The sequence below is a fragment of the Pasteurella canis genome, from assembly GCF_900454865.1.
In the GTDB taxonomy this organism is placed as follows: Bacteria; Pseudomonadota; Gammaproteobacteria; order Enterobacterales; family Pasteurellaceae; genus Pasteurella; species Pasteurella canis.
Genome location: NZ_UGTV01000015.1, coordinates 1338663 through 1360371, shown reverse-complemented (window position 1 = coordinate 1360371; position 21709 = coordinate 1338663). Strand labels below are relative to the sequence as shown.

Genomic DNA, 21709 nt, shown 5'->3' with positions numbered 1-21709 from the left:
AACTTGATAATCTTCATCTTACTGATAAAAAGCAGGCTGTCAAATAAAATTTTAGTATTTAATTTGTTTTTTGGTGTGTTTTTTATAATTTAATTAGTTTTAAATGCTGATTTATATTGTTTTATTGGGTTTAAATGCTTTTTTATTGGGGTTAAGGTCGGTTTTGTTCTAACTGTTTACTTAGATAATATACAAAATATTTGTTTTTATAGTTACAAAAAACTCACAAAAAAAGCGATCACTATTTTATATTTTTTGATCGCGTTTTAAATGATGATAACTATGAATCAATATTATTGGAAAGTGTTACATTGGCTCGGATCACCCGTATTTAAACCACGTTTAAACCATTGTAAACGTTGTGCTGATGTGCCATGCGTAAAACTATCAGGCACAACATAACCTTGACTACGTTTTTGTAAACGATCATCACCTACGGCTTCAGCTGCATTAAATGCTTTTTCAATGTCACCACTTTCAAATAAGCCTGTTTTGGTTGCTTGGTGAGCCCATACACCAGCAAAGCAGTCTGCTTGTAATTCTAATTTAATGGATAAGCGGTTTGCTTCGTTTTGGTTAGTTTGTTGACGTAGGCGATTGACTTGTGAAAGAATGCCTAACTGATTTTGAATATGGTGCCCGACCTCATGAGCAATTACATAAGCAAAAGCAGCTTCGCCACCTGCACCAAGCTTGTGTTTCATATCAGTATAAAAGGATAAATCAAGATAGATTTTATTATCATTTGGGCAGTAAAAGGGACCCATCGCAGATTGTCCTGTCCCACACGCAGTGTGTGTTACACCGCGATATAGCACCATAGTAGGCATTTGATAGCGTTGACTGTTTTGAGAAAAGTAGTTTCCCCACACAGTTTCTGTGTCAGCCAATACTACACGAGATAAGCTATTTAGCTCTTGTTTTTCCTGTGAGTTAAGCGAAGAAGATTGTTGCAAGCCGAGATCTGGTGTACTGACTAAGCCTGATAAGTCAATACCATAATAAGCACCAATCAGAAGAATGATTAAGCCTAAAATACCTGATTTTTTGCCACCACTACGATAGTGATTTTGCGAACGTCTATCTTCTACATTCGAACTTTCTCTACGGCCACGCCAACGCATACTAATGCCCTTTTATGAAATTAAAAACTAGCATTCTAGCGCAAATTGCTTAAAGTGCGGTCAAATTTAAGAAAGAATTTTCAAGTAGTGTAAATATTTTGCGTAACAATGGACTTCATCAAGTTATTTAGTTAAGGTGGTTAACGAGTATTTAATAACAATGAGGAATTTAACATGGGATTATTTGATTTTGTCGGTGAGATTGGTCGTAAACTTTTCTCAAAAAAAGAAGATGCAGCAGATGCAGTTGTTCAACATATTAAAGAGGACAACCCTGGTATTGAAGATGTTGTGGTAAAAGTTGAAGATGGTGTTGCGATTATTGAAGGTACGGCAGAGTCTGCGAGTGCACTAGAAAAAGTCATATTGATGGCGGGTAATGTTGCTGGTATTACTGAGGTGAAAGTTGATAATGTCACGATCAAAAATGGTGAAAGTTTAGCGAGTGAAGAGGAGTTTTATGTCATCCAAAAAGGTGATACCTTGTGGAAAATCGCGGAAAAAACTTATGGTAATGGTACAAAATACACAGCGATTGTCGAAGCAAACAAAGAGGTCATCAAAGATGCGGATAAAATTTTCCCAGGACAAAAAATCCGCTTACCAAAAGCCTTGTAATTAACGTATAAAACATAAGAAAGGAAAGCGCCAAAACGCTTTCCTTTCTTGCTTTGGTATAAAAAATGTACAAATATGCGTTTTTGTTTGGCATTTTCTCGACTGATGTGTTTTATCTCGCTATAATTCGTCGGTTATTTTTAACTTTAATTTTTACTAACGTGTTCGGTGTGTGCGTTCGCCGAGTGCAAATTCATTTTGAGGTAATATAATGTCATTTACTATTGAAACAACTCAAGGTCTTGAGCGTCGTGTTCAAATCACCGTTCCATCTGACACTGTTGAAGGCGCAGTACGTGAAGAATTAAAACGTGTTGCTAAAACTGCGCGTGTTGATGGTTTCCGTAAAGGTAAAGTACCACCACACATTATTGAAAAACGTTTTGGACCATCTGTCCGTCATGATGTATTAGGCGAATTATTACAAAACAACTTTTTCAATGTCATGATTGAGCAAAAAGTGAATCTTGCAGGTCGCCCATCTTTTGCAGTAGAACAATTTGAGACAGGTAAAGACTTAGTTTTCACTGCGACTTTCGAAGTATATCCAGAAGTAGAATTAAAAGGTTTAGAGCAAATCAAAGTTGAAAAACCTGTTGTTGAAATTACAGATGCAGATATCGAGAAAATGATCGAAGTATTACGTAAACAACAAGCAACTTGGGCAGAAAGCACAGAAGTAGCTAATGCGGAAGATCGTGTTGTGATCGATTTCGTTGGTTCTGTTGATGGTGAAGAGTTTGAAGGTGGTAAAGCAGAAGACTTCACTTTATTCATGGGACAAGGTCGTATGATCCCTGGCTTTGAAGACGGTATCGTTGGTCGTAAAGCGGGTGAGCAGTTCGATATTAATGTGACTTTCCCAGAAGAATACCATGCAGAGAACTTAAAAGGTAAGGCGGCTAAATTCGCGATCAACTTGAAAAAAGTTGAGGTGATGGTGTTACCAGAACTTACCGATGAGTTTGTTGCAAAATTTGGTCCAAATACGAAAACTGTTGATGATTTACGTAGTGAAATTCGTAAAAACATGCAGCGTGAACTCAAAAATGCATTAACTGCGAAAGTAAAAGGTCAAGTCATTGATGGTTTATTAGAACAGAATACACTTGAAGTGCCAGCTGCTGCGGTAGAACAAGAAATCGAGGTATTACGTGGTCAAGCTGCACAACGTTTTGGTGGTAATACTGAACAAGCAGCACAATTACCACGTGAGTTGTTTGAAGAACAAGCGAAACGTCGCGTACAAGTTGGTTTATTATTAGCAGAAGTTATTGCATCTAACGAATTAAAAGTAGATGAAGAACGCGCTAAAGCGATGATCGAAGAAATTGCTTCAGCTTATGAACAGCCAGCAGAAGTGATTGAATATTACAGCAAAAACAAAGAGTTAATGAATAATATTCGTAATGTTGTTTTAGAAGAACAAGCTGTTGATGCGGTACTTGCAAAAGCACAAGTAACTGAAAAAGCAGCTTCTTTTGATGAAGTTATGAATACTCAAGCGTAATTTATTGTCGTTTTAAATAGTTATTTTACATGAATTAAGTGCGGTCAGAATTTTAATGATTTTGACCGCACTTTTTTGTCATGGTGAAATATTCAAGTTAGAAAAATTTGAATTTTCAGGTAGAATAATTAGATGTGTTAATTTTATTAGATTGGATTGAAAGAGGTAAATATGAGTGTAATTCCTATGGTTGTAGAGCAAACTTCAAGAGGAGAACGTTCTTATGATATTTATTCACGTTTATTGAAAGAACGCGTCATTTTCTTAAGTGGCGAAGTAGAAGACCGTATGGCTAATTTGATTGTCGCTCAATTGTTATTCTTAGAATCAGAAGATCCAGAAAAAGATATCAATATTTACATTAATTCACCAGGCGGTTCTGTCACTGCTGGGATGGCGATTTACGATACTATGCAATTTGTTAAACCTGATATTCGTACACTTTGTGTTGGACAAGCTTGTTCAATGGGGGCATTCTTATTAGCGGGTGGTACGGCAGGTAAACGTGTTGCCTTACCTAATGCGCGAGTCATGATTCATCAGCCTCTAGGCGGTTTCCGTGGCCAAGCATCAGATATTCAAATTCATGCTCAAGAGATTTTAAAAATCAAACATACTTTGAATGAGCGTTTGGCATTTCATACAGGTCAAAGTATTGAACGTATTGAACGTGATACTGATCGAGATAATTTTATGTCTGCAGAAGAAGCAAAATTATATGGTTTGGTTGATGAAGTGTTAGAAAAACGATAAGAATTTAGGATAAAAAATGGAAAAAGACACTGAATTACATTGTTCTTTTTGCGGTAAAGAGCAAAAAGAAGTCAGTAAATTGATTGCGGGCACATCGGGTTATATTTGTAATGAGTGCATTGAATTGTGCCATCATATGTTGTTATCAGATGAAACAGAAGAAGCAAATCCAGAAGAATTTGAACAGCAAAAATTACCTACGCCACATGAGATTCGTGCACATTTAGACGATTATGTGATTGGCCAAGATTACGCTAAGAAAGTACTAGCGGTAGCAGTATATAATCACTATAAACGTTTACGCTCGGATAAAAAAATAACCGATGTAGAACTTGGTAAAAGTAATATTTTATTGATTGGACCGACAGGTAGCGGTAAAACTTTATTGGCAGAAACCATGGCGCGTATGTTAAATGTACCTTTTGCTATGGCGGATGCAACCACATTAACAGAGGCTGGTTATGTGGGTGAAGATGTGGAAAATGTATTACAAAAATTGGTACAAAGCTGTGATTATGATGTAGCGCGTGCAGAGCAAGGGATTATTTATATTGATGAGATTGATAAAATTACACGTAAGTCAGAAAATCCTTCAATTACACGCGATGTATCGGGTGAAGGCGTACAGCAAGCTTTATTGAAATTAATAGAAGGTACAGTCGCATCCATTCCACCACAAGGTGGGCGTAAACATCCACAGCAAGAAATGTTGCATGTAGATACATCAAAAATTTTATTTATTTGTGGTGGTGCATTTGCAGGGTTAGATAAGGTCATTGAAAAACGGGTGCATGTTGGCTCAGGGATTGGGTTCAGTGCAGAAGTTAAAGGCAAACAAGATAAAGCTACATTAAGTCAATTATTTGAACAAGTGGAACCAGATGATTTGATGAAATTTGGTTTAATTCCTGAGTTTATTGGTCGTTTACCAGTAGTCGCACCACTTGCTGAATTGGATGAAGAAGCGTTAGTGAAAATTTTGACTGAACCGAAGAATGCACTTATCAAACAGTATCAAGCATTATTTGGTTTAGAAGATGTAGAACTAGAGTTTACGCCACAGGCATTGACTGCGATGGCGAAGAAGGCCTTGGAGCGTAAAACAGGTGCTAGGGGACTTCGCTCTATTGTTGAGGCGATTTTGTTAGATACTATGTATGACTTACCTTCTTTAGAAAATCTAAATAAAGTGATCGTAGAAGAAACGACTATTACTGACAAACAACCGCCAACGTTAAAATATAAAAAATAAGTATTCAATCAAATAAAAGTGCGGTTAATCTCACCGCACTTTTTGTTTATTTACTTGATTTATTCAAAATTACCCTCATATTAGGCAAAATGTTCTAATTTAACTAAGAGAGTTCGGAATGAGCGTCAAAAAACAGAAACAAACCATTCCAGTATTACCATTACGTGATGTGGTCGTCTTTCCTTATATGGTGATGCCATTATTTGTCGGTAGAGCAAAATCAATTCGTAGCCTTGATGAGGCAATGGAAACTGGAAAACAATTGCTATTAGTTTCGCAAAAGCAAGCTGATTTAGAGGAGCCAACGGTTGATGATGTATATAAAGTTGGTACAGTTGCCAATATTATTCAGCTACTTAAATTACCAGATGGCACGGTAAAAGTATTAGTTGAAGGTCAACAACGAGCGACTATTAACCATTTAGAAGATGATGGTGAATTTTTCTCCGCAGAAATTACATTGATCGACACTGAATTTGGTGATGAGAAAGAATTGTCTGTTGTTAAGAATGCCACACTGGCTGAGTTTGAAAAATATGCAAAATTAAATAAAAAAGTACAGCCAGATGTCCATTCCGCATTAGAACGAATTGAGGAGTTTGATCGTTTAAGCGACACTTTAGCTGCGCATATGCCTGTTGCAGTAAAACATAAACAAAAAGTATTGGAAATTCCAAATGTCGTTGCTCGTTTTGAATATTTGCTCGGTTTAATGGAGTCTGAAACGGATTTACTGCAAGTAGAGAAACGTATCCGTGGCCGTGTAAAAGAGCAAATGGAAAAAACACAGCGCGATTACTATTTGAATGAGCAAATTAAAGCGATTCAAAAAGAGCTAGGTGAAACGGATAGCGTGGATGAAATTGAGCAACTCCGTCAAAAAATTGAAGACGCTAAGATGCCAGCTGAAGCAAAAGAAAAAGCAGAAGCTGAATTACAGAAATTGAAAATGATGTCACCAATGTCTGCTGAGGCAACTGTTGTACGTAGCTATATTGATTGGATGGTACAAGTGCCTTGGAATAAGCGTACAAAAGTGAAAAAAGATCTTGCGAAAGCGCAACAAGTGTTAGATGCCGATCATTATGGTTTAGAGCGTGTCAAAGAGCGTATTTTAGAATATCTTGCAGTACAAACACGTTTAAATCAAATCAAAGGACCTATTTTGTGTTTAGTAGGACCACCAGGTGTAGGGAAAACCTCACTGGGGCAATCTATTGCACAAGCAACGGGACGTAAATATGTACGTATGGCATTAGGAGGTGTGCGTGATGAGGCTGAGATTAGAGGTCACCGTAAAACCTATATCGGTGCGTTGCCAGGTAAATTGATTCAAAAGATGGCAAAGGTGGGCGTAAAAAACCCATTATTCTTGCTAGACGAAATTGATAAGATGAGTTCTGATATGCGAGGTGATCCTGCATCTGCCTTATTAGAAGTACTTGATCCTGAACAAAATACCACATTTAATGATCATTATTTAGAAGTAGATTATGATTTATCTGATGTAATGTTTGTTGCTACATCGAATTCAATGCGTATTCCAGCACCATTATTGGATCGTATGGAAGTTATTCGTCTTTCTGGTTATACCGAAGATGAAAAACTGAATATTGCAACGCGTCATTTACTCGCGAAGCAAATGGAACGTAATGGTTTAAAAACGGGTGAGCTTGAAATTGAAGAAAGTGCCATTCTTGATATTATTCGTTATTACACACGTGAAGCTGGTGTACGTAGTCTAGAACGAGAAATTTCAAAGATCTGCCGTAAAGCAGTAAAAAACTTATTACTGGATAAGAAGTTAAAATCAATCAAAGTAAGTGCGGTGAATTTATCTGAGTTTTTAGGGGTGAAACGCTTTGAGTTTGGTCGCGCAGATACACAAAATCGTGTTGGGGAAGTGACTGGATTAGCTTGGACAGAAGTTGGTGGTGATTTGTTGACTATTGAAACTGCATCAGTATTGGGTAAAGGAAAGCTCACTTATACTGGTTCATTAGGTGATGTGATGAAAGAATCAATTCAAGCTGCTATGACAGTTGTCCGTGCAAGAGCAGAAAAATTAGGTATTGCTTCGGACTTCCATGAAAAACGAGATATCCATATTCATGTGCCAGAAGGTGCAACACCGAAAGATGGGCCAAGTGCAGGTATTGCAATGTGTACAGCCTTGGTATCTTGTTTAACAGGGAACCCAGTGAAAGCGGATGTGGCGATGACGGGCGAAATTACGTTGCGCGGAAAAGTATTACCAATAGGAGGCTTGAAGGAAAAATTATTGGCGGCACATCGTGGCGGTATTAAGACCGTGATTATTCCGAAAGATAATGTAAAAGATCTAGAGGATATTCCTGATAATGCCAAAAATAATTTAACGATTCATGCCGTAGAAAGTATTGATGAAGTTTTAACTATTGCATTAGAAAATGCACCAACGGGAGTGGAGTTTGTCAAGCTCTCACCTGTGACAGCAGCTAAGGCAGTTCGTAAAAGCCGTTCAACTTCCCGTAAAAGTGCGGTCAATTAATTGATACTTTGTTAAATTAAGCCAAATTGTTATGATTTGGCTTAATTTTATTTTGCTCGTGCCAATAGAGGGACTTTCTATTATAATCGTAGGCATTTTCGGTTGATTAAAATAATATTTATAGGATAACAACAATGTTAATTGAAAAACTTCACAATATGACAAGCAGTTGGGTATCAAAGCTACTATTGGGTATCATTGCGGTCGCTTTCGTGTTAAGTGGTATTACTGGTTATGTCTTTACTCGTGTAGATACATCTGCAGTAAAAGTAAATGGTGAAGAAATCTCACAGCAAACTTTTTATCAACGTTATGAATCTGAATCAGAGCGTTTAAGACAACAACTTGGTGCACAATTTGCAGCCTTGTCAGGTTCACCAGAGTTTATTACTGGCTTAAGAGAAAGTGTATTAAATAATTTAATTAACCAAGAATTATTGCGTCAATATGCTGATGAGTTGAAGATTGGGATTAGTGATGAGCGTATAAAACAACAAATAGTAACTAGTCAAATTTTCCAAACAGATGGTAAGTTTGATAATAATTTATATCAAAGAATGCTGCAATTGAATGGGCTTACGCCTGATGCGTATGCCAATATTGTACGCGAAGCATTACGATTAGAGCAATTGCAAACAGGCTTAGCAGAAAGTGAATTTATCGTACCTGCTCAACAAGCACAATTGACAGAATTGTTTTTTCAAGCACGGAAAGTACGTTTAGCTTCATTTTCAGTAGAAGATGCAATGGCGAAGCAAACCGTATCTGAAGATGAAATTAAAGCTTATTATGAAGCTAATAAAAGCGCCTTTTTAGTACCTGAATTAGCGAAAGTACAGTATATTACATTAACGAGAGCTGATGTTGAGAAAAATATTCATGTTTCTGATGTAGAGATTGCACAATATTATCAAGATAATAAAGCACTTTATGTATCACAAGGGCAACAGCGTTTATCTCATATTCAAGTTGCAACTGAGGAAGAAGCCCAAGCAATTTATAAAGAGTTACAAGATGGTGCAAATTTTGCAGGTTTAGCTGGTGCACGCTCTTTAGATAAGATTTCAGCACAAAATGGTGGTGACCTAAGCTGGGCAAGTGCGGGGACTTTCCCGAAAGCTTTCGAAGATGCAGCGAATGCGCTCGCAGTTGGTCAATATAGTCAACCAGTAAAAGTTGATAATAACTATCACATTATCTTAGTAACTGAGCGTAAAGATGCCTCTGCTTTACCATTAGAGGTCGTAAAAACACAAATAGCAGATCAAATTCGTCAAAATTTAGTCAATAATCAGTATTTCTCAATTGAAAAGCAGATTGCTGAAAAAGCGTTTGAGCATCCAGAAGGATTAGAAAAAGCGGCTGAAGTAGCTGGTTTAAAAATTCAGCAAACTGATTATTTCTCAGCAAATGATGTGCCAGCTGAATTAAATTATCCAAATGTAGTAGCTGCGGTTTTCCACTCAGATATTTCTCAAGGTGGCGTAAATTCTGAACCGATGAATGTGGGAGAACAACATGCTGTAGTAGTGCGAGTGCTAGAGCATAAAGCAGAAGGAACTAGAACATTAGAAGACGCAAAAGCGGATATTACAGCTTATTTAACCCGTCAGAAAGCAGAAGAACTTGTATTGGCTGAGGCAACTAAAGCAGCAGAAGCCTTATCTGCTAATCCTAATGCAGCATTGCCATCAGGTATTGATTTTGCAGATGAAGAAAAATGGGTATTTGCGGATAATCGCGATCCTGCGTTGAATAATGTTATTTTCTCAATGCATCTTGATGCTGATAAACCAAGTTATACCGCAGCAAAGACAAGTAATGGTAATATTGTATTAGTTAAATTAAGTGCGATTGAACAGGGAGCTTTAACTGCATCTGAAAGTGAGATTTTTACACAACAAATTGCTCAAGCTCGCCAAGTTGAATTACAGAATAAACTGTTACAAGCCTTACGTGCTAAAGCAAAAATTGAAGTGAATGAGCAATTCTTTAAACAGACCGAAGAATAGTGATTACAGCAGATTTGAAAGCCTAGTGTTTGACTAGGCTTTTTTATTGTTTTAAAGTGCGGTTATTTTAACAAACTTTTTAAAATCAAGCATTATTGTGCTTGCCAGCCTAAACCAATCGCTTTATATAAAGAAATTAAGTTGGTAGCTTTAGCCAGTTGGTTATCTAATACTTTTTCCTCAAGAAGTAATTGATCTAATTTTGTTTGTAATGTGCGATCAAAAGTTTGCTCAGCATATTGAAATAGTTTTTGGCTATCTGCACTTTGTCGTTGTTTAGCCGTTAGAGCTTGTGTTAATAAATAAGATTGACGATTGAGGGCAAATTGTAATTGATAGCTACTATCGACTTCTGCTAGTGCTTTCAGTAAAGTTTGATCATATTGAAGTAAGGCTTGTTGCAGTCGTGCATCAGCCGCTTTAATATTAGCTTTTATGCGTCCAGCCGTAAAAATAGGTACTTGGATCCCCGCACTAATGAGATTTTGCCATGTATTTAAATGAGGTAAATTACTATCTAACTCAATATGTCCTGTTTGCCATAAAAATTGAATATTAAAGCGAGGTAATAAGTCAGCTTTCGCACTAGCCAATTTGGCTGCCCATATCTTGACATTTTCTGCTTGTGCTTGGATATCAGGGCGTTGGGCTAATAAGTCACTGGGGCGTCCACCTTGAGGAGGTGGTGGTAGGTGTGCCAGTACATCTACTTTTCTCATTTTTGCTAAATTTAAGCTAAATGTTTGAGGAACAGCACCAATCAAGACGGCAATTGCACGTTGGTATGCTTCTAGCTGTGCTTGTAACGTCGCATTCTTTGCCATGATTGCTTGTAGTTGACTAGTTACTTCGTCAAGTTCGTAGGCTGTCACTTGCCCAGCATTGAAACGCCCTTTGAGATAACGTTGTAAATCTTGTAGCGTGTCTAGTGTACGTTGTAACAACAATTGCTGTTTTACTGTATGTAGGGCTTTCAAATAGTAATGTGCAATTTCGCTAGTAATTAGCATTTGACTGCCATAAACTTGTTGTTGTGATGCCGCTACTGCGGCTTGAGCCGCGTCAGAGTCGCTCTGTTTTTGTCCAAAGATATCAGGTTCCCAAGCCATACTGACACCACCCATACTATTTTGGGGGCGCATATTAAACTGCTCAATATCTATATGTGCTTTCCCCAAATTACCAGTTGCTGCTAATTTAGGAAATAATGAGGCACGTGCTAGTTGAGCAATCGCTTGCGCTTCAGTTAGTTTACTTTGTGCAATTGCAATATCGTGGTTATGTGCTAATCCTCGTTGAATTAAATCTGTCAGTTGAGGATCACGCCAACTTTCCCACCATTGTTGTATAGCTTGTTGACCAGAATGGATAGTTTCTTGAGTGTATTTTGCTGGTAATGTGATCTGCGATGGCAAATCAATGTTTGTATTTTGACAGCTTGTTAACAATACGCTCAAAATAAGTGTAATAAGTGTTTTTTGCATAGTGTTTTTCCTTAGTTTTGGCGAGCTAGCATAATTCTAAAACGTAAAATAGCGATGAGAATAAATAATGCTCCCATCAATGTAATGATCAAAACACGTGGCCAGATTACATTCATACCCGCTCCCCGAAACAGCACATCTTGACCAATCGCAATAAATTGAGTTAAGGGGGAAAGTTGCATTATATATTGCACCAGTAGTGGCATATTTTCTAATGGTGATAAACTGCCAGAAAGTAAATAAAGGACGATATATACAGGTAAACAGAGTAGGCTAAATTGTGGCATTGTTGGAGCATGTGTAGCGAGATAAATACCGAGCCCCGCCATTGAAGAAAGGAATACTGCTTCAGTTGCAATAAATAATCCAATAGATCCATTAATGGGGACATCAATGAATTTATGCACAACAAAATATAAAGAAAGAAATGCGGCAATAAGGATGATAAGTCCATTAGCTAAAATTTTTGAAATAACAATTTCACTGGCACTTACAGGCATCACTAATAAATGTTCAATAGTGCCATGCTCTCTTTCGCGAATAACAGCAGCGCCCACAAGAATTAATGTCAGTAATGTTGAATTACCAGTGATTTGAGTCACTGGCATGTACCATTCTGTTTTTAAATTACTATTAAATAAGACATTTATTTTAGGCGTGATGAGGTCATAGTCTATTGGTGTTTTATTTAGATACTCAACAATTTGTTGTCTGATGATTTGTTGTAAATAGCTGGCACCTACGGCCGCCTGTGACATGGCTGTTGCATCAACTAATAGTTGTAGTTCAGGTTGTTTGTTCGCGAGTAAATCGGCAGTGAAATTGGCTGGGATAGTTAGTACAAAAATATACTCACCATTGTCCATAGCCGTATCTATTTGTTGTGGTTTGATTTCAACAACTTTATTAAATTGCGGTGGTAACATCGCATCTTGAATATGAAAAGAAAGCGCGCTGCGATCTTCATTTAAAATAGCCACTGAAGCATTTTTTACTTCAGTTGTAATACCTTTGGCAATTGAGTAAATTGTGACAGTAAACATCATGATGACAAGGATAAGTAGTGTGAAGTCACTAAAAAAGCTACGAATTTCTTTGCCACATAAGAAATAAACATTTTTTATCCATTGTTGCATGTTACTTCTCCTGTTTTTTTAAAAGCAGGCAAGTGATTGCTAAATAAGTTATAAAAAAGAGTAGTAGTATGAGATATAAATCGAAAAAACTACTAAAACCTAAACCTTTCGTAAAAGCACCCAAGCTAATTAAGTGATACCAACTAGTTGGAAAACCTACTCCCATCCAATAACCAATGCCAGTGATTGTTGAGCGGGGGTAAAGTAAACCTGAAAAGTTAATCGTTGGGATGACAGTAATAATAGCCGTAGCAAAAATAGCTGCAACTTGAGATTTAACAAAAGCAGAAATAAGTAAACCAAAAGCTGTTGCGGCTAATATGAGACAAAATGCCCCTAAGCTCATTGCCCAGAAAGATCCTGTTAGTGGGACTTTGATGACCCAAATTACGAGTGAAACGAGCATTAAATAGTTCAACATAGCTAAAAAAATATAAGGGAGCTGTTTACCAAGAACATATTGCAAAACACTGGCAGGGGAACTATAGAGATTCGTAATAGAACCGATTTCTTTTTCACGTACAACAGCAAGTGCTGTCATCATAGAGGGGATTAACATTAATGTAACCATGATTAATCCTGGTGAAATAGCATTAACACTACGGAAAGTTTGGTTATACATAAATCTAACTTCAAGATTAGCTATTTGAGGTAAGATGATGCCATTTTGTTGATAAAGTTGTTTTTGATATTGGAACAGAATTTGTTGTATATGAGCTACCATATTTTCGCCTGTAAAAGGCATAGAACCATCAACATAGAAAGCGATTTCTGGTTTACGTTGTTGTAAGAGATCGCGTCCAAAATTTGGCGGGATTTCAATCAGTAATCTTGCTTTTCCAGACTTCAAAAATTCATTTAAATTCGACCGCGCTTTAAGTGGTGTAAGAGCTTTGAAATAAGCTGAACCACTAAACTGTTCAATAAGTTGACGACTTTCATAACTTTGATCTTGATCGAGTACACTAAAGCTTAGTTCATTCGTATCAAACGAAATTCCCCAGCTACCAGTAAAAAGTAAAAGAATAGGACCTAAAATTGCGAAGACTAAGCGGATACGATCTCGCAGAATTTCTTTACTTTCACGTAGTGCAAATGTCCAGATATTACTCAACCAAGATAACACAGGATTAGGTGCAAGAGCTGCTGGACGCTTGTTCAATTGCTCTGTGACAGGCTGGTTTAGCGTAACTTGTAGTGATATTGGTTCAGCAGTTTGTTCTGCTAAAAAGCTGATAAATGCTTGCTCTAAAGTTTTTGCATTACGTTGTTGACATAATTGTTCGGGAGTACCTACCGCTAAGACTTTCCCCTTATGCATTAACGATATACGGTCACAACGTTGCGCCTCATTCATGAAATGAGTAGAGACAAAAATAGTCATTTTTTCTGATCGAGATAGTTGGACTAAGTATTGCCAAAACATATCACGTGCAGCAGGGTCAACACCTGAAGTAGGTTCATCAAGAATAAGTACTTTAGGGTGGTGTAAACATGCTGCAGCAAGTTGTAAACGTTGACGGATACCTAGTGATAATTCGCTAGGTAAGCTATCGGCAATATCATCTAGCTGAAATTGAGTTAATGCTTGGCTAACTGCTTTTCGTCCTTTTTCACCTTCAAGTTCATATAATCTAGCGTGTAAGATAAGATTTTGGCGTAATGTTAACTCTTCATAAAGTGAGAATGCTTGTGACATATACCCTACTTGTTTGCGTGTCTGCATATCACCTGAATCAATAGGGTTACCTAATAATGTTGCACTTCCTGCCGTAGCATCTAATAATCCAGTTAACATCTTCATTGTCGTACTTTTACCACATCCATTTGAGCCTAAAAAGCCAAAAATTTCACCCTGCGGAATGTGGAAGCTGACGTTATCTACCGCAGTAAAATCACCAAAAACTTTGGTTAATCCTTCTGCTTCAATCGCAAATGGCTGGGTAGGATCTGGTAAAAAAGGTGGGATTTGACTCGAATCCCAGTGTGTTTGTTTAGACTCTGGTAGTAATTTGATATAGGCTTGTTCAAGATTATTTGCTTGTGTTGCTTTTAGCACCTGTTGTGTTGGTGCGTGAAGTAGAATTTGTCCAGCATCCATTGCGATTAAATATTCAAATTGTTCAGCTTCTTCGATATAAGCAGTCGCGACAATGATAGTCATATCTTGATTTTCACTACGTAACTCATTGACTAATGTCCAAAACTGGCGGCGTGATAATGGATCAACTCCCGTAGTTGGCTCATCTAAAATTAATAGTTCGGGATCATGAACTAATGCACAGCATAAACTTAGCTTTTGTTTCATTCCTCCAGAAAGTTTGCCCGCAGCACGCTGTGCAAAAGGAGATAAGCCTGTAGCATGTAATAAGCGTGTAATACGTATCTGGCGTTGCTGTGTATTTAAGCCAAAAAGACGTGCATGAAATTCGATATTTTCATAAACAGAAAGAGTTGGATAAAGATTTTTACCCAAACCTTGAGGCATAAATGCGATTCGTTTCAGTAAAGATTCACGTTCAGTCTTATTTGCTTGATTTAAACCAAAGACCTCAATATGCCCTTGTTGAATGATCTTCACTCCAGCAATCAAAGACAATAATGTTGATTTTCCAACGCCATCAGGTCCGATTAACCCAACAGTGCATCCTATCGGCAGACTCAGGGACACACGATCAAGTGCCGTCATTTTTTGGTAAGAATGTGATACATTCACCAAACGAATAGCATCCATTGCGTACCTCTATTGTTATTTTGGTAGCTTAATTTGGAGTTCAGGCGTCCAGTCAGTAGTGTTGATACGGACGAAACCATTACCTGTCATACCGCCTTTTAGATAATTGGCGTATTGTTGTGCAATATCATCGGGAATTTGTAATTTGACTTTAAACATCAATTTTTCACGCTCAGTATCTGTTTCAACAAATTTAGGTGTGAATTGTGCTTCTGCGGCGACATAAGTTACTCTTGCAGGAAAAACTGCATCTAGTCCATCAAATACAATACGAGCTTCGGTATTGAGTGGAATTTGATTGACGATTGGTGCGGGGAGAAATATATTCATACTCGCATCAGTTAAATCGAGTAGGCTGACAACTTTATGTCCTGCAGGGATAACATGACCATTATCGACTAACTTATATTCAACTCGCCCTGCTTTTGGTGCTTTAATTTGTAAATCATTTAGCATTGATTTGACTTGTACGAGTTGTGCATTCGCTTGTGCAACAGCAGCTTCTGCTTCTGTTGTAGCAATTTCTAAAGCATGTAAATTTGCTTTTGCTACATCACGTAATGCGAGTCGTTTTTCTAGTTCTGTTTGTGAGATTAATTTGTTATGCCGCAATTGTGTTGCATTATCAAGATCAAGTTGTGCGGTTTTGAGTTGTTGCTGTTGTGCTTCAATTTGTGCTAGCGTACGTTTAACTACTTGTTGTGTTTGCAATTTTCTTGCTTCGGCAGTATCCACTTGTGCTTGGAGAGTGTCAGAGGAAAGACTAACAAGTAAAGTATCTTTTGTCACATATTCGCCTTCAGTGACAAAAACCTGATCAATTTTTCCTGCATATAAACTTGCAATGTCTAAGCGAGAAAATTCTAGACGCCCATTTGAATGGGCAAATTTAGTTGGCTCAATTTTTTGATGATATTGGTGCCAGTAGAAACCAATACCAATAGCAATAATTACGAGTAGAAAGCTTATTTTTTTCATTACGATCCCCTTATAACATAAAGATATGTAATGTGCTGGGAATTATAACATAAATTGAGTTTGAAGTGAAAAAATTGCTAGAATTTGACCGCTCTTTATGGTATAAAGCACCCCGTTATTTTGACTTTTAAAAAATAACATTCACATTTAATTTTTAACTTAGACATCACACACATATCTTCAGGGTAAATCGGGGTGCCAAACGGTCGATTTACTTGGTATGTGGAGGCTAAACCCCAATTTAAAGGAAAATATTATATGGCACAAGTTTCAATGCGCGATATGCTACAAGCTGGCGTTCACTTCGGTCACCAAACTCGTTACTGGAATCCAAAAATGAAACCATTCATTTTCGGACCACGCAACGGTGTACACATCATTAACTTAGAAAAAACAGTTCCTATGTTCAATGATGCGTTAGTTGAGTTAACGCGTATCGCAGGTAACAACGGTAAAATTTTATTCGTTGGTACAAAACGTGCAGCAACAGAAGCAGTTAAAGCAGCAGCATTAGACTGTCAACAATATTATGTAAACCACCGTTGGTTAGGTGGTATGTTGACTAACTGGAAAACAGTTCGTCAATCAATTAGACGTTTAAAAGATTTAGAAACTCAATCTCAAGATGGTACATTCGATAAATTAACGAAAAAAGAAGCGTTAATGCGTACTCGTGAGATGGAGAAACTTGAGTTAAGTCTTGGTGGTATCAAAGAGATGGGCGGTTTACCAGATGCATTATTTGTCATTGGTGCAGACCACGAGCACATCGCGGTAAAAGAAGCAAATAACTTAGGTATTCCAGTATTTGCTATCGTTGATACTAACTCAGATCCAGATGGTGTTGATTACGTTATCCCTGGTAACGATGATGCTGCACGTGCAATTCAACTATATCTTTCAGCAGCAGCAGCGGCAGTTAAAGAAGGTCGCAATCAAAATACTGTATCTGAAGAAAGTTTTGTTGCAGAATCTGAATAATTCAAGTAGATAAGGCGAAAGCCCTTATTATTAATCACAACGATTAATTGGTTAGCAGGGGGCTTGATTAAGTTCCCTGCTTTTTTATATCAAAGTGCATTTAAACACTTGCACGAAATAGAGTGGACAGAGGATTAAAAAATGGCTGAAATCACAGCATCATTAGTAAAAGAACTTCGTGAGCGTACTGGCGCGGGTATGATGGAATGTAAGAAAGCGTTAGTTGAAGCGAATGGTGATATTGAATTGGCAATTGATAACATGCGTAAATCGGGTCAAGCAAAAGCGGCTAAAAAAGCAGGCCGTGTAGCTGCAGAAGGTGTAATCCTTGCTCGTGTAGGTGCAGGTTTTGGTGTGTTAGTTGAAATGAACTGTGAAACTGACTTCGTTGCGAAAGATGCAGGTTTCTTAGGTTTAGCAAATGAAGTAGCTGATTTCGCATTAGCAAATAAAGGTGTAGCAATTGAAGCTCTTCAAGCACAGTTTGAGGAAAAACGTGCTGCATTAGTTGCTAAAATCGGTGAAAATATGAATATTCGTCGTGTTCAATTCTTAGATGGCGATGTTCTGGGTTCATACTTACATGGTGCTAAAATCGGTGTATTAGTTGCAGGTAAAAACGCAGACGACGAATTACTTAAAAAAGTTGCAATGCATGTTGCAGCAAGCCGTCCAGACTATGTTAACCCATCTGATGTTCCTGCTGATGTTGTTGAACATGAGCGTCAAATCCAAGTTGACATTGCTATGCAATCTGGTAAACCACGTGAAATTGCAGAAAAAATGGTTGAAGGTCGTATGAAGAAATTCACTGGTGAAGTTTCATTAACAGGTCAACCATTCGTGATGGATCCGTCTAAATCTGTCGGTGACTTCTTAAAAGAAAATGGTGCGGATGTCACTAACTTCATTCGTTTTGAAGTAGGTGAGGGTATCGAGAAAGTAGAATCTGACTTCGCAGCAGAAGTTGCCGCAATGCAAAAAATCTAATTTCTAAATTAAGGCGAGGTAACTCGCCTTTTCTTTATCGGAGAGATGGATATTAGCACTGACGTCTCTTTTGAGAACTTGATACAAAGTGCGGTCAAAAATAACGATAATTTGTTGCTTACAGAATAAAAAGAGGTACGAAATGAGCCAACCAATTTATAAACGAATCTTATTAAAACTCAGTGGTGAAGCATTACAAGGTGATGAAGGTTTCGGTATTGATCCTTCGATCTTAGATAGAATGGCATTAGAGATTAAAGAATTAGTTGCAATGGGCGTTGAAGTTGGGGTTGTTCTTGGCGGTGGTAATTTGTTCCGTGGCGCAAAACTCGCAAAAGCAGGTATGAATCGTGTTGTTGGTGACCATATGGGTATGCTGGCAACAGTGATGAATGGACTTGCTATGCGTGATGCATTGCACCGTGCAGAAGTTAATGCAAAATTGATGTCTGCTTTTCAATTAAATGGTATTTGTGATACATATAACTGGTCTGAAGCGATCAAAATGTTACGCGAAAAACGCGTTGTGATTTTTTCAGCAGGAACTGGGAGCCCATTTTTTACTACAGATTCAGCAGCTTGTTTACGTGGTATTGAAATTGAAGCTGATGTTGTATTAAAGGCGACTAAAGTTGATGGAGTATATAATTGCGATCCAACGAAAAACCCTGATGCGGTACTTTATAATAAACTCAATTATGCAGATGTCATTGAACAAGAACTACAAGTGATGGATTTAGCTGCATTTACTCTTGCACGTGACCATAATATGCCAATTCGTGTCTTTAATATGGGGAAATCAGGTGCATTGCGTCGTGTTATTTTAGGAGAAGTTGAAGGCACATTAATTTGTGACTAAAATGTTATCGTGATTTTTATATCAATTTAGATTAAACTTACAGCAAAGTGATTAATTCAGATTTATTGACTATAAAGAAGGAATTCTTGTGATTAATGAAATTAAAAAAGATACGCAAGCGCGTATGGAAAAAAGTTTAGAAACCTTTAAAAACCATATTTCTAAAGTACGTACCGGGCGTGCACAACCAAGTTTACTTGACGGTATTCAAGTAGAATATTATGGTTCGCCAACACCGTTACGCCAATTAGCGAACGTCGTTGCTGAAGATGCACGTACATTGGCTGTGACTGTATTTGATCGTAGTTTAATTAGTGCGGTAGAAAAAGCGATTTTAACGTCTGATTTAGGTTTAAATCCATCATCAGCAGGAACGACTATTCGTGTACCATTACCTCCATTAACAGAGGAACGTCGTCGTGATTTAATTAAGATCGTAAAAGGTGAAGCAGAACAAGGTAAAATTGCTGTACGTAACGTTCGTCGTGATGCGAATGATCAAATTAAAGCATTATTGAAAGATAAAGAAATTAGTGAAGATGAAGAACGTAAAGCACAAGATGAGATTCAAAAAATCACGGACACTTATGTAAAAAAAGTAGATGAAGTATTAGCAGATAAAGAAAAAGAATTATTGGATTTCTAAACTGTTTATTATAGATTAAAATAAAAGGCGCAGTGGTTCACTGCGTCTTTTATTATTTTGAAAAAGAAAATAGAGAGTTCTGATTAAAATTAGTTTAACACTCAAAGTGCGGTTTGGATTTTATGCAAAATAAACAAAATATCGTTGTATTAGGCTCAACAGGATCGATTGGAACTAGTACTTTATCCGTGATTGAACATAATCCTGAAAAATATCATGCTTTTGCATTAGTTGGTGGACGTAATGTAGAGTTGATGTTCCAACAATGTTTGAAGTTTCAACCGTATTTTGCGGCACTAGATGACAATAATGCCGCCAAACAGTTAGCTGAAAAATTACAGGCTCACCAAAGCTCAACAAAAGTAATCTCAGGTCAAGTTGCTATTTGTGAACTATCTGCTCATCCTGAGGTCGATATGGTTATGGCGGCAATTGTTGGTGCAGCAGGTCTATTGCCAACTTTATCTGCTATAAAAGCAGGTAAGCGTGTTTTATTGGCTAATAAAGAAGCTTTAGTGACTTGTGGTCAATTATTTATTGATGAAGTTCGCCGTAGTAATGCAAAATTGTTGCCAGTTGATAGTGAACATAATGCAATTTTTCAATCTCTACCACCAGAAGCCCAGCAGCAAATTGGCTATTGTTCTCTTCTTGAATTAGGTATTAGTAAAATTGTACTAACAGGGTCAGGCGGTCCTTTCCGCTATACAGAATTAAGTGAGTTTGCACATATTACGCCAGAACAAGCTGTGGCTCATCCAAATTGGTCTATGGGGAGAAAAATTTCAGTAGACTCTGCAACGATGATGAATAAAGGACTGGAATATATTGAGGCACGTTGGTTATTTAATGCTAAGGCTGATGAAATGGAAGTAATTATCCATCCTCAGTCTATTATTCACTCAATGGTGCGCTATATCGATGGCAGTGTAATCGCACAAATGGGGAATCCAGACATGAGAACGCCTATTGCTGAAACGATGGCGTATCCAAATCGGATTTTTGCTGGTGTTGAACCGTTAGATTTTTACCAGTTAAATGGTCTGACTTTCATTCAGCCAGATTATCAGCGTTATCCATGCTTAAAATTAGCGATAGATGCATTCGCTGCAGGTCAATATGCCACTACAGCAATGAATGCTGCAAATGAAATTGCAGTAGAAAGTTTTTTAAATTATCAGATAAAATTTAACGAAATTGCACAGGTAAATCAGCAGGTTGTGGATAATATAGTACCACAAAAAATTACATGTGTTGAAGATGTATTAGATGTTGATCAAAAAGCGCGAGAATTAGCAAAAACAATAATTTTAAGTTTTTAACATCACTATCCCTTATGGTATAGTGGCGGCAAAGCGCGGTCAGAGATTTTAAAATATATGATAGAACTTGATCCAAACAATATTCCACAACATGTTGCAATTATTATGGATGGAAATGGGCGTTGGGCTAAACAAAAAGGCAAAATGCGTATTTTTGGTCATAAAAATGGAATAAAAGCCGTGCGTGAAGCTGTATCTTATGCAGGTAAGATAGGAATAAAAGTCCTTACTCTCTATGCATTTAGTCGTGAAAACTGGACACGCCCAGAACAAGAGGTCAGTGCTTTAATGACTTTATTTATGCAGGCTTTGGATCTAGAAGTAAAAAAATTGCATAATAATAACATTAAGTTGAATATTCTTGGTGATGTCGCAGGATTTAGTGCTAACTTACAAAATAAGATCGCACGAGCGGAAAAATTAACAGAAAATAATTCTGCTTTAACATTAAATATTGCAGCAAATTATGGTGGTTGTTGGGATATTGTACAAGCAACACAAAATTTAGCACAACAAGTTAAAGATAATAAAATTGAAGTTTCAGAGATTAATGCAGAGTTATTACAACGTTGTTTAGTTACTAAAGAGCAGCCACAAGTAGATTTGCTGATTAGAACAAGTGGAGAACAACGAATTAGTAATTTTTTATTATGGCAAATTGCTTATGCTGAGCTTTATTTTTCAGATGTGCTTTGGCCAGATTTTAACGAAAAGGAATTTAATAAAGCGATTATTGCTTATCAACAACGCCATCGCCGTTTTGGTGGCTTAGAATAATAA

General features: G+C 37.3%; 17 protein-coding genes. 12 read left to right on the top strand and 5 right to left on the bottom strand.

Annotated elements, in window-relative coordinates:
- Positions 1 to 293 precede the first annotated feature (293 nt).
- Positions 294 to 1124, bottom strand: coding sequence for a KPN_02809 family neutral zinc metallopeptidase (gene ypfJ, locus DYE19_RS06975; RefSeq protein WP_115323093.1), 831 nt, complete (start codon positions 1122 to 1124; stop codon positions 294 to 296).
- 174 nt (positions 1125 to 1298) lie between these two features.
- Between ypfJ and lysM the strand changes: the two genes are divergently transcribed.
- The 6 genes from lysM to ppiD all read left to right on the top strand — a co-directional run bounded on the left by lysM (position 1299) and on the right by ppiD (position 9799).
- Positions 1299 to 1742, top strand: a complete 444-nt coding sequence (lysM, locus tag DYE19_RS06970) for a peptidoglycan-binding protein LysM (RefSeq protein WP_115323092.1) — start codon at positions 1299 to 1301, stop codon at positions 1740 to 1742.
- 211 nt (positions 1743 to 1953) lie between these two features.
- Entirely contained in the window at positions 1954 to 3252 is a 1299-nt protein-coding gene (gene tig / locus DYE19_RS06965) for a trigger factor (RefSeq protein ID WP_115323091.1), read from the top strand.
- Between the two features lie 171 nt (positions 3253 to 3423).
- Positions 3424 to 4005 (top strand): ATP-dependent Clp endopeptidase proteolytic subunit ClpP, encoded by a 582-nt coding sequence (gene clpP, locus DYE19_RS06960; protein ID WP_049215257.1) that lies wholly within the window; start codon positions 3424 to 3426, stop codon positions 4003 to 4005.
- Positions 4006 to 4021: 16 nt separating this feature from the next.
- Positions 4022 to 5257 (top strand): ATP-dependent protease ATP-binding subunit ClpX, encoded by a 1236-nt coding sequence (gene clpX / locus DYE19_RS06955; protein WP_115323090.1) that lies wholly within the window; start codon positions 4022 to 4024, stop codon positions 5255 to 5257.
- A gap of 118 nt (positions 5258 to 5375) precedes the next feature.
- Positions 5376 to 7787: an endopeptidase La gene (gene lon, locus DYE19_RS06950; RefSeq protein ID WP_115323089.1), complete on the top strand. Its 2412-nt coding sequence runs from the start codon at positions 5376 to 5378 to the stop codon at positions 7785 to 7787.
- A 134-nt stretch (positions 7788 to 7921) separates the two neighbouring features.
- Positions 7922 to 9799 (top strand): peptidylprolyl isomerase, encoded by a 1878-nt coding sequence (gene ppiD, locus DYE19_RS06945; protein WP_115323088.1) that lies wholly within the window; start codon positions 7922 to 7924, stop codon positions 9797 to 9799.
- Positions 9800 to 9891: 92 nt separating this feature from the next.
- On the opposite strand, the gene DYE19_RS06940 is transcribed toward ppiD, so the two are convergent.
- From DYE19_RS06940 to DYE19_RS06925, 4 genes are read right to left on the bottom strand one after another with little or no spacing between them, the layout of a single operon-like run.
- Positions 9892 to 11283, bottom strand: coding sequence for a TolC family protein (locus DYE19_RS06940; RefSeq protein ID WP_115323087.1), 1392 nt, complete (start codon positions 11281 to 11283; stop codon positions 9892 to 9894).
- 11 nt (positions 11284 to 11294) lie between these two features.
- Entirely contained in the window at positions 11295 to 12419 is a 1125-nt protein-coding gene (locus DYE19_RS06935) for an ABC transporter permease (RefSeq protein WP_115323086.1), read from the bottom strand.
- Between the two features lies 1 nt (position 12420).
- Entirely contained in the window at positions 12421 to 15153 is a 2733-nt protein-coding gene (gene rbbA / locus DYE19_RS06930) for a ribosome-associated ATPase/putative transporter RbbA (protein WP_115323085.1), read from the bottom strand.
- A 15-nt stretch (positions 15154 to 15168) separates the two neighbouring features.
- Entirely contained in the window at positions 15169 to 16131 is a 963-nt protein-coding gene (locus DYE19_RS06925) for an HlyD family secretion protein (RefSeq protein WP_115323084.1), read from the bottom strand.
- 258 nt (positions 16132 to 16389) lie between these two features.
- On the opposite strand from DYE19_RS06925, the gene rpsB reads away from it, so the two are divergent.
- From rpsB to uppS, 6 genes are all read left to right on the top strand, one after another.
- Positions 16390 to 17112: a 30S ribosomal protein S2 gene (gene rpsB, locus DYE19_RS06920; protein ID WP_049215241.1), complete on the top strand. Its 723-nt coding sequence runs from the start codon at positions 16390 to 16392 to the stop codon at positions 17110 to 17112.
- A gap of 141 nt (positions 17113 to 17253) precedes the next feature.
- Entirely contained in the window at positions 17254 to 18102 is an 849-nt protein-coding gene (gene tsf / locus DYE19_RS06915; RefSeq protein ID WP_115323083.1) for a translation elongation factor Ts, read from the top strand.
- Positions 18103 to 18244: 142 nt separating this feature from the next.
- On the top strand, positions 18245 to 18961 hold the full coding sequence (pyrH, locus tag DYE19_RS06910; RefSeq protein ID WP_115323082.1) for a UMP kinase: 717 nt from the start codon (positions 18245 to 18247) through the stop codon (positions 18959 to 18961).
- A gap of 88 nt (positions 18962 to 19049) precedes the next feature.
- Positions 19050 to 19607: a ribosome recycling factor gene (gene frr / locus DYE19_RS06905; RefSeq protein ID WP_049215235.1), complete on the top strand. Its 558-nt coding sequence runs from the start codon at positions 19050 to 19052 to the stop codon at positions 19605 to 19607.
- 122 nt (positions 19608 to 19729) lie between these two features.
- Positions 19730 to 20929 carry a 1-deoxy-D-xylulose-5-phosphate reductoisomerase gene (gene ispC, locus DYE19_RS06900; protein ID WP_115323081.1) on the top strand — a complete coding sequence of 400 codons (1200 nt, stop codon included), beginning with the start codon at positions 19730 to 19732 and terminating at the stop codon, positions 20927 to 20929.
- Between the two features lie 57 nt (positions 20930 to 20986).
- On the top strand, positions 20987 to 21706 hold the full coding sequence (gene uppS, locus DYE19_RS06895) for a polyprenyl diphosphate synthase (protein WP_115323080.1): 720 nt from the start codon (positions 20987 to 20989) through the stop codon (positions 21704 to 21706).
- Positions 21707 to 21709: the final 3 nt, after the last annotated feature.

Excerpts from the sequence above, each read along its gene's own strand:
- ypfJ (WP_115323093.1), bottom strand. The coding sequence starts at position 1,124 with ATGCGTTGGCGTGGCCGTAGAGAAAGTTCGAATGTAGAAGATAGACGT.
- lysM (WP_115323092.1), top strand. The coding sequence starts at position 1,299 with ATGGGATTATTTGATTTTGTCGGTGAGATTGGTCGTAAACTTTTCTCA.
- tig (WP_115323091.1), top strand. The coding sequence starts at position 1,954 with ATGTCATTTACTATTGAAACAACTCAAGGTCTTGAGCGTCGTGTTCAA.
- clpP (WP_049215257.1), top strand. The coding sequence starts at position 3,424 with ATGAGTGTAATTCCTATGGTTGTAGAGCAAACTTCAAGAGGAGAACGT.
- clpX (WP_115323090.1), top strand. The coding sequence starts at position 4,022 with ATGGAAAAAGACACTGAATTACATTGTTCTTTTTGCGGTAAAGAGCAA.
- lon (WP_115323089.1), top strand. The coding sequence starts at position 5,376 with ATGAGCGTCAAAAAACAGAAACAAACCATTCCAGTATTACCATTACGT.
- ppiD (WP_115323088.1), top strand. The coding sequence starts at position 7,922 with ATGTTAATTGAAAAACTTCACAATATGACAAGCAGTTGGGTATCAAAG.
- DYE19_RS06940 (WP_115323087.1), bottom strand. The coding sequence starts at position 11,283 with ATGCAAAAAACACTTATTACACTTATTTTGAGCGTATTGTTAACAAGC.
- DYE19_RS06935 (WP_115323086.1), bottom strand. The coding sequence starts at position 12,419 with ATGCAACAATGGATAAAAAATGTTTATTTCTTATGTGGCAAAGAAATT.
- rbbA (WP_115323085.1), bottom strand. The coding sequence starts at position 15,153 with ATGGATGCTATTCGTTTGGTGAATGTATCACATTCTTACCAAAAAATG.
- DYE19_RS06925 (WP_115323084.1), bottom strand. The coding sequence starts at position 16,131 with ATGAAAAAAATAAGCTTTCTACTCGTAATTATTGCTATTGGTATTGGT.
- rpsB (WP_049215241.1), top strand. The coding sequence starts at position 16,390 with ATGGCACAAGTTTCAATGCGCGATATGCTACAAGCTGGCGTTCACTTC.
- tsf (WP_115323083.1), top strand. The coding sequence starts at position 17,254 with ATGGCTGAAATCACAGCATCATTAGTAAAAGAACTTCGTGAGCGTACT.
- pyrH (WP_115323082.1), top strand. The coding sequence starts at position 18,245 with ATGAGCCAACCAATTTATAAACGAATCTTATTAAAACTCAGTGGTGAA.
- ispC (WP_115323081.1), top strand. The coding sequence starts at position 19,730 with ATGCAAAATAAACAAAATATCGTTGTATTAGGCTCAACAGGATCGATT.
- uppS (WP_115323080.1), top strand. The coding sequence starts at position 20,987 with ATGATAGAACTTGATCCAAACAATATTCCACAACATGTTGCAATTATT.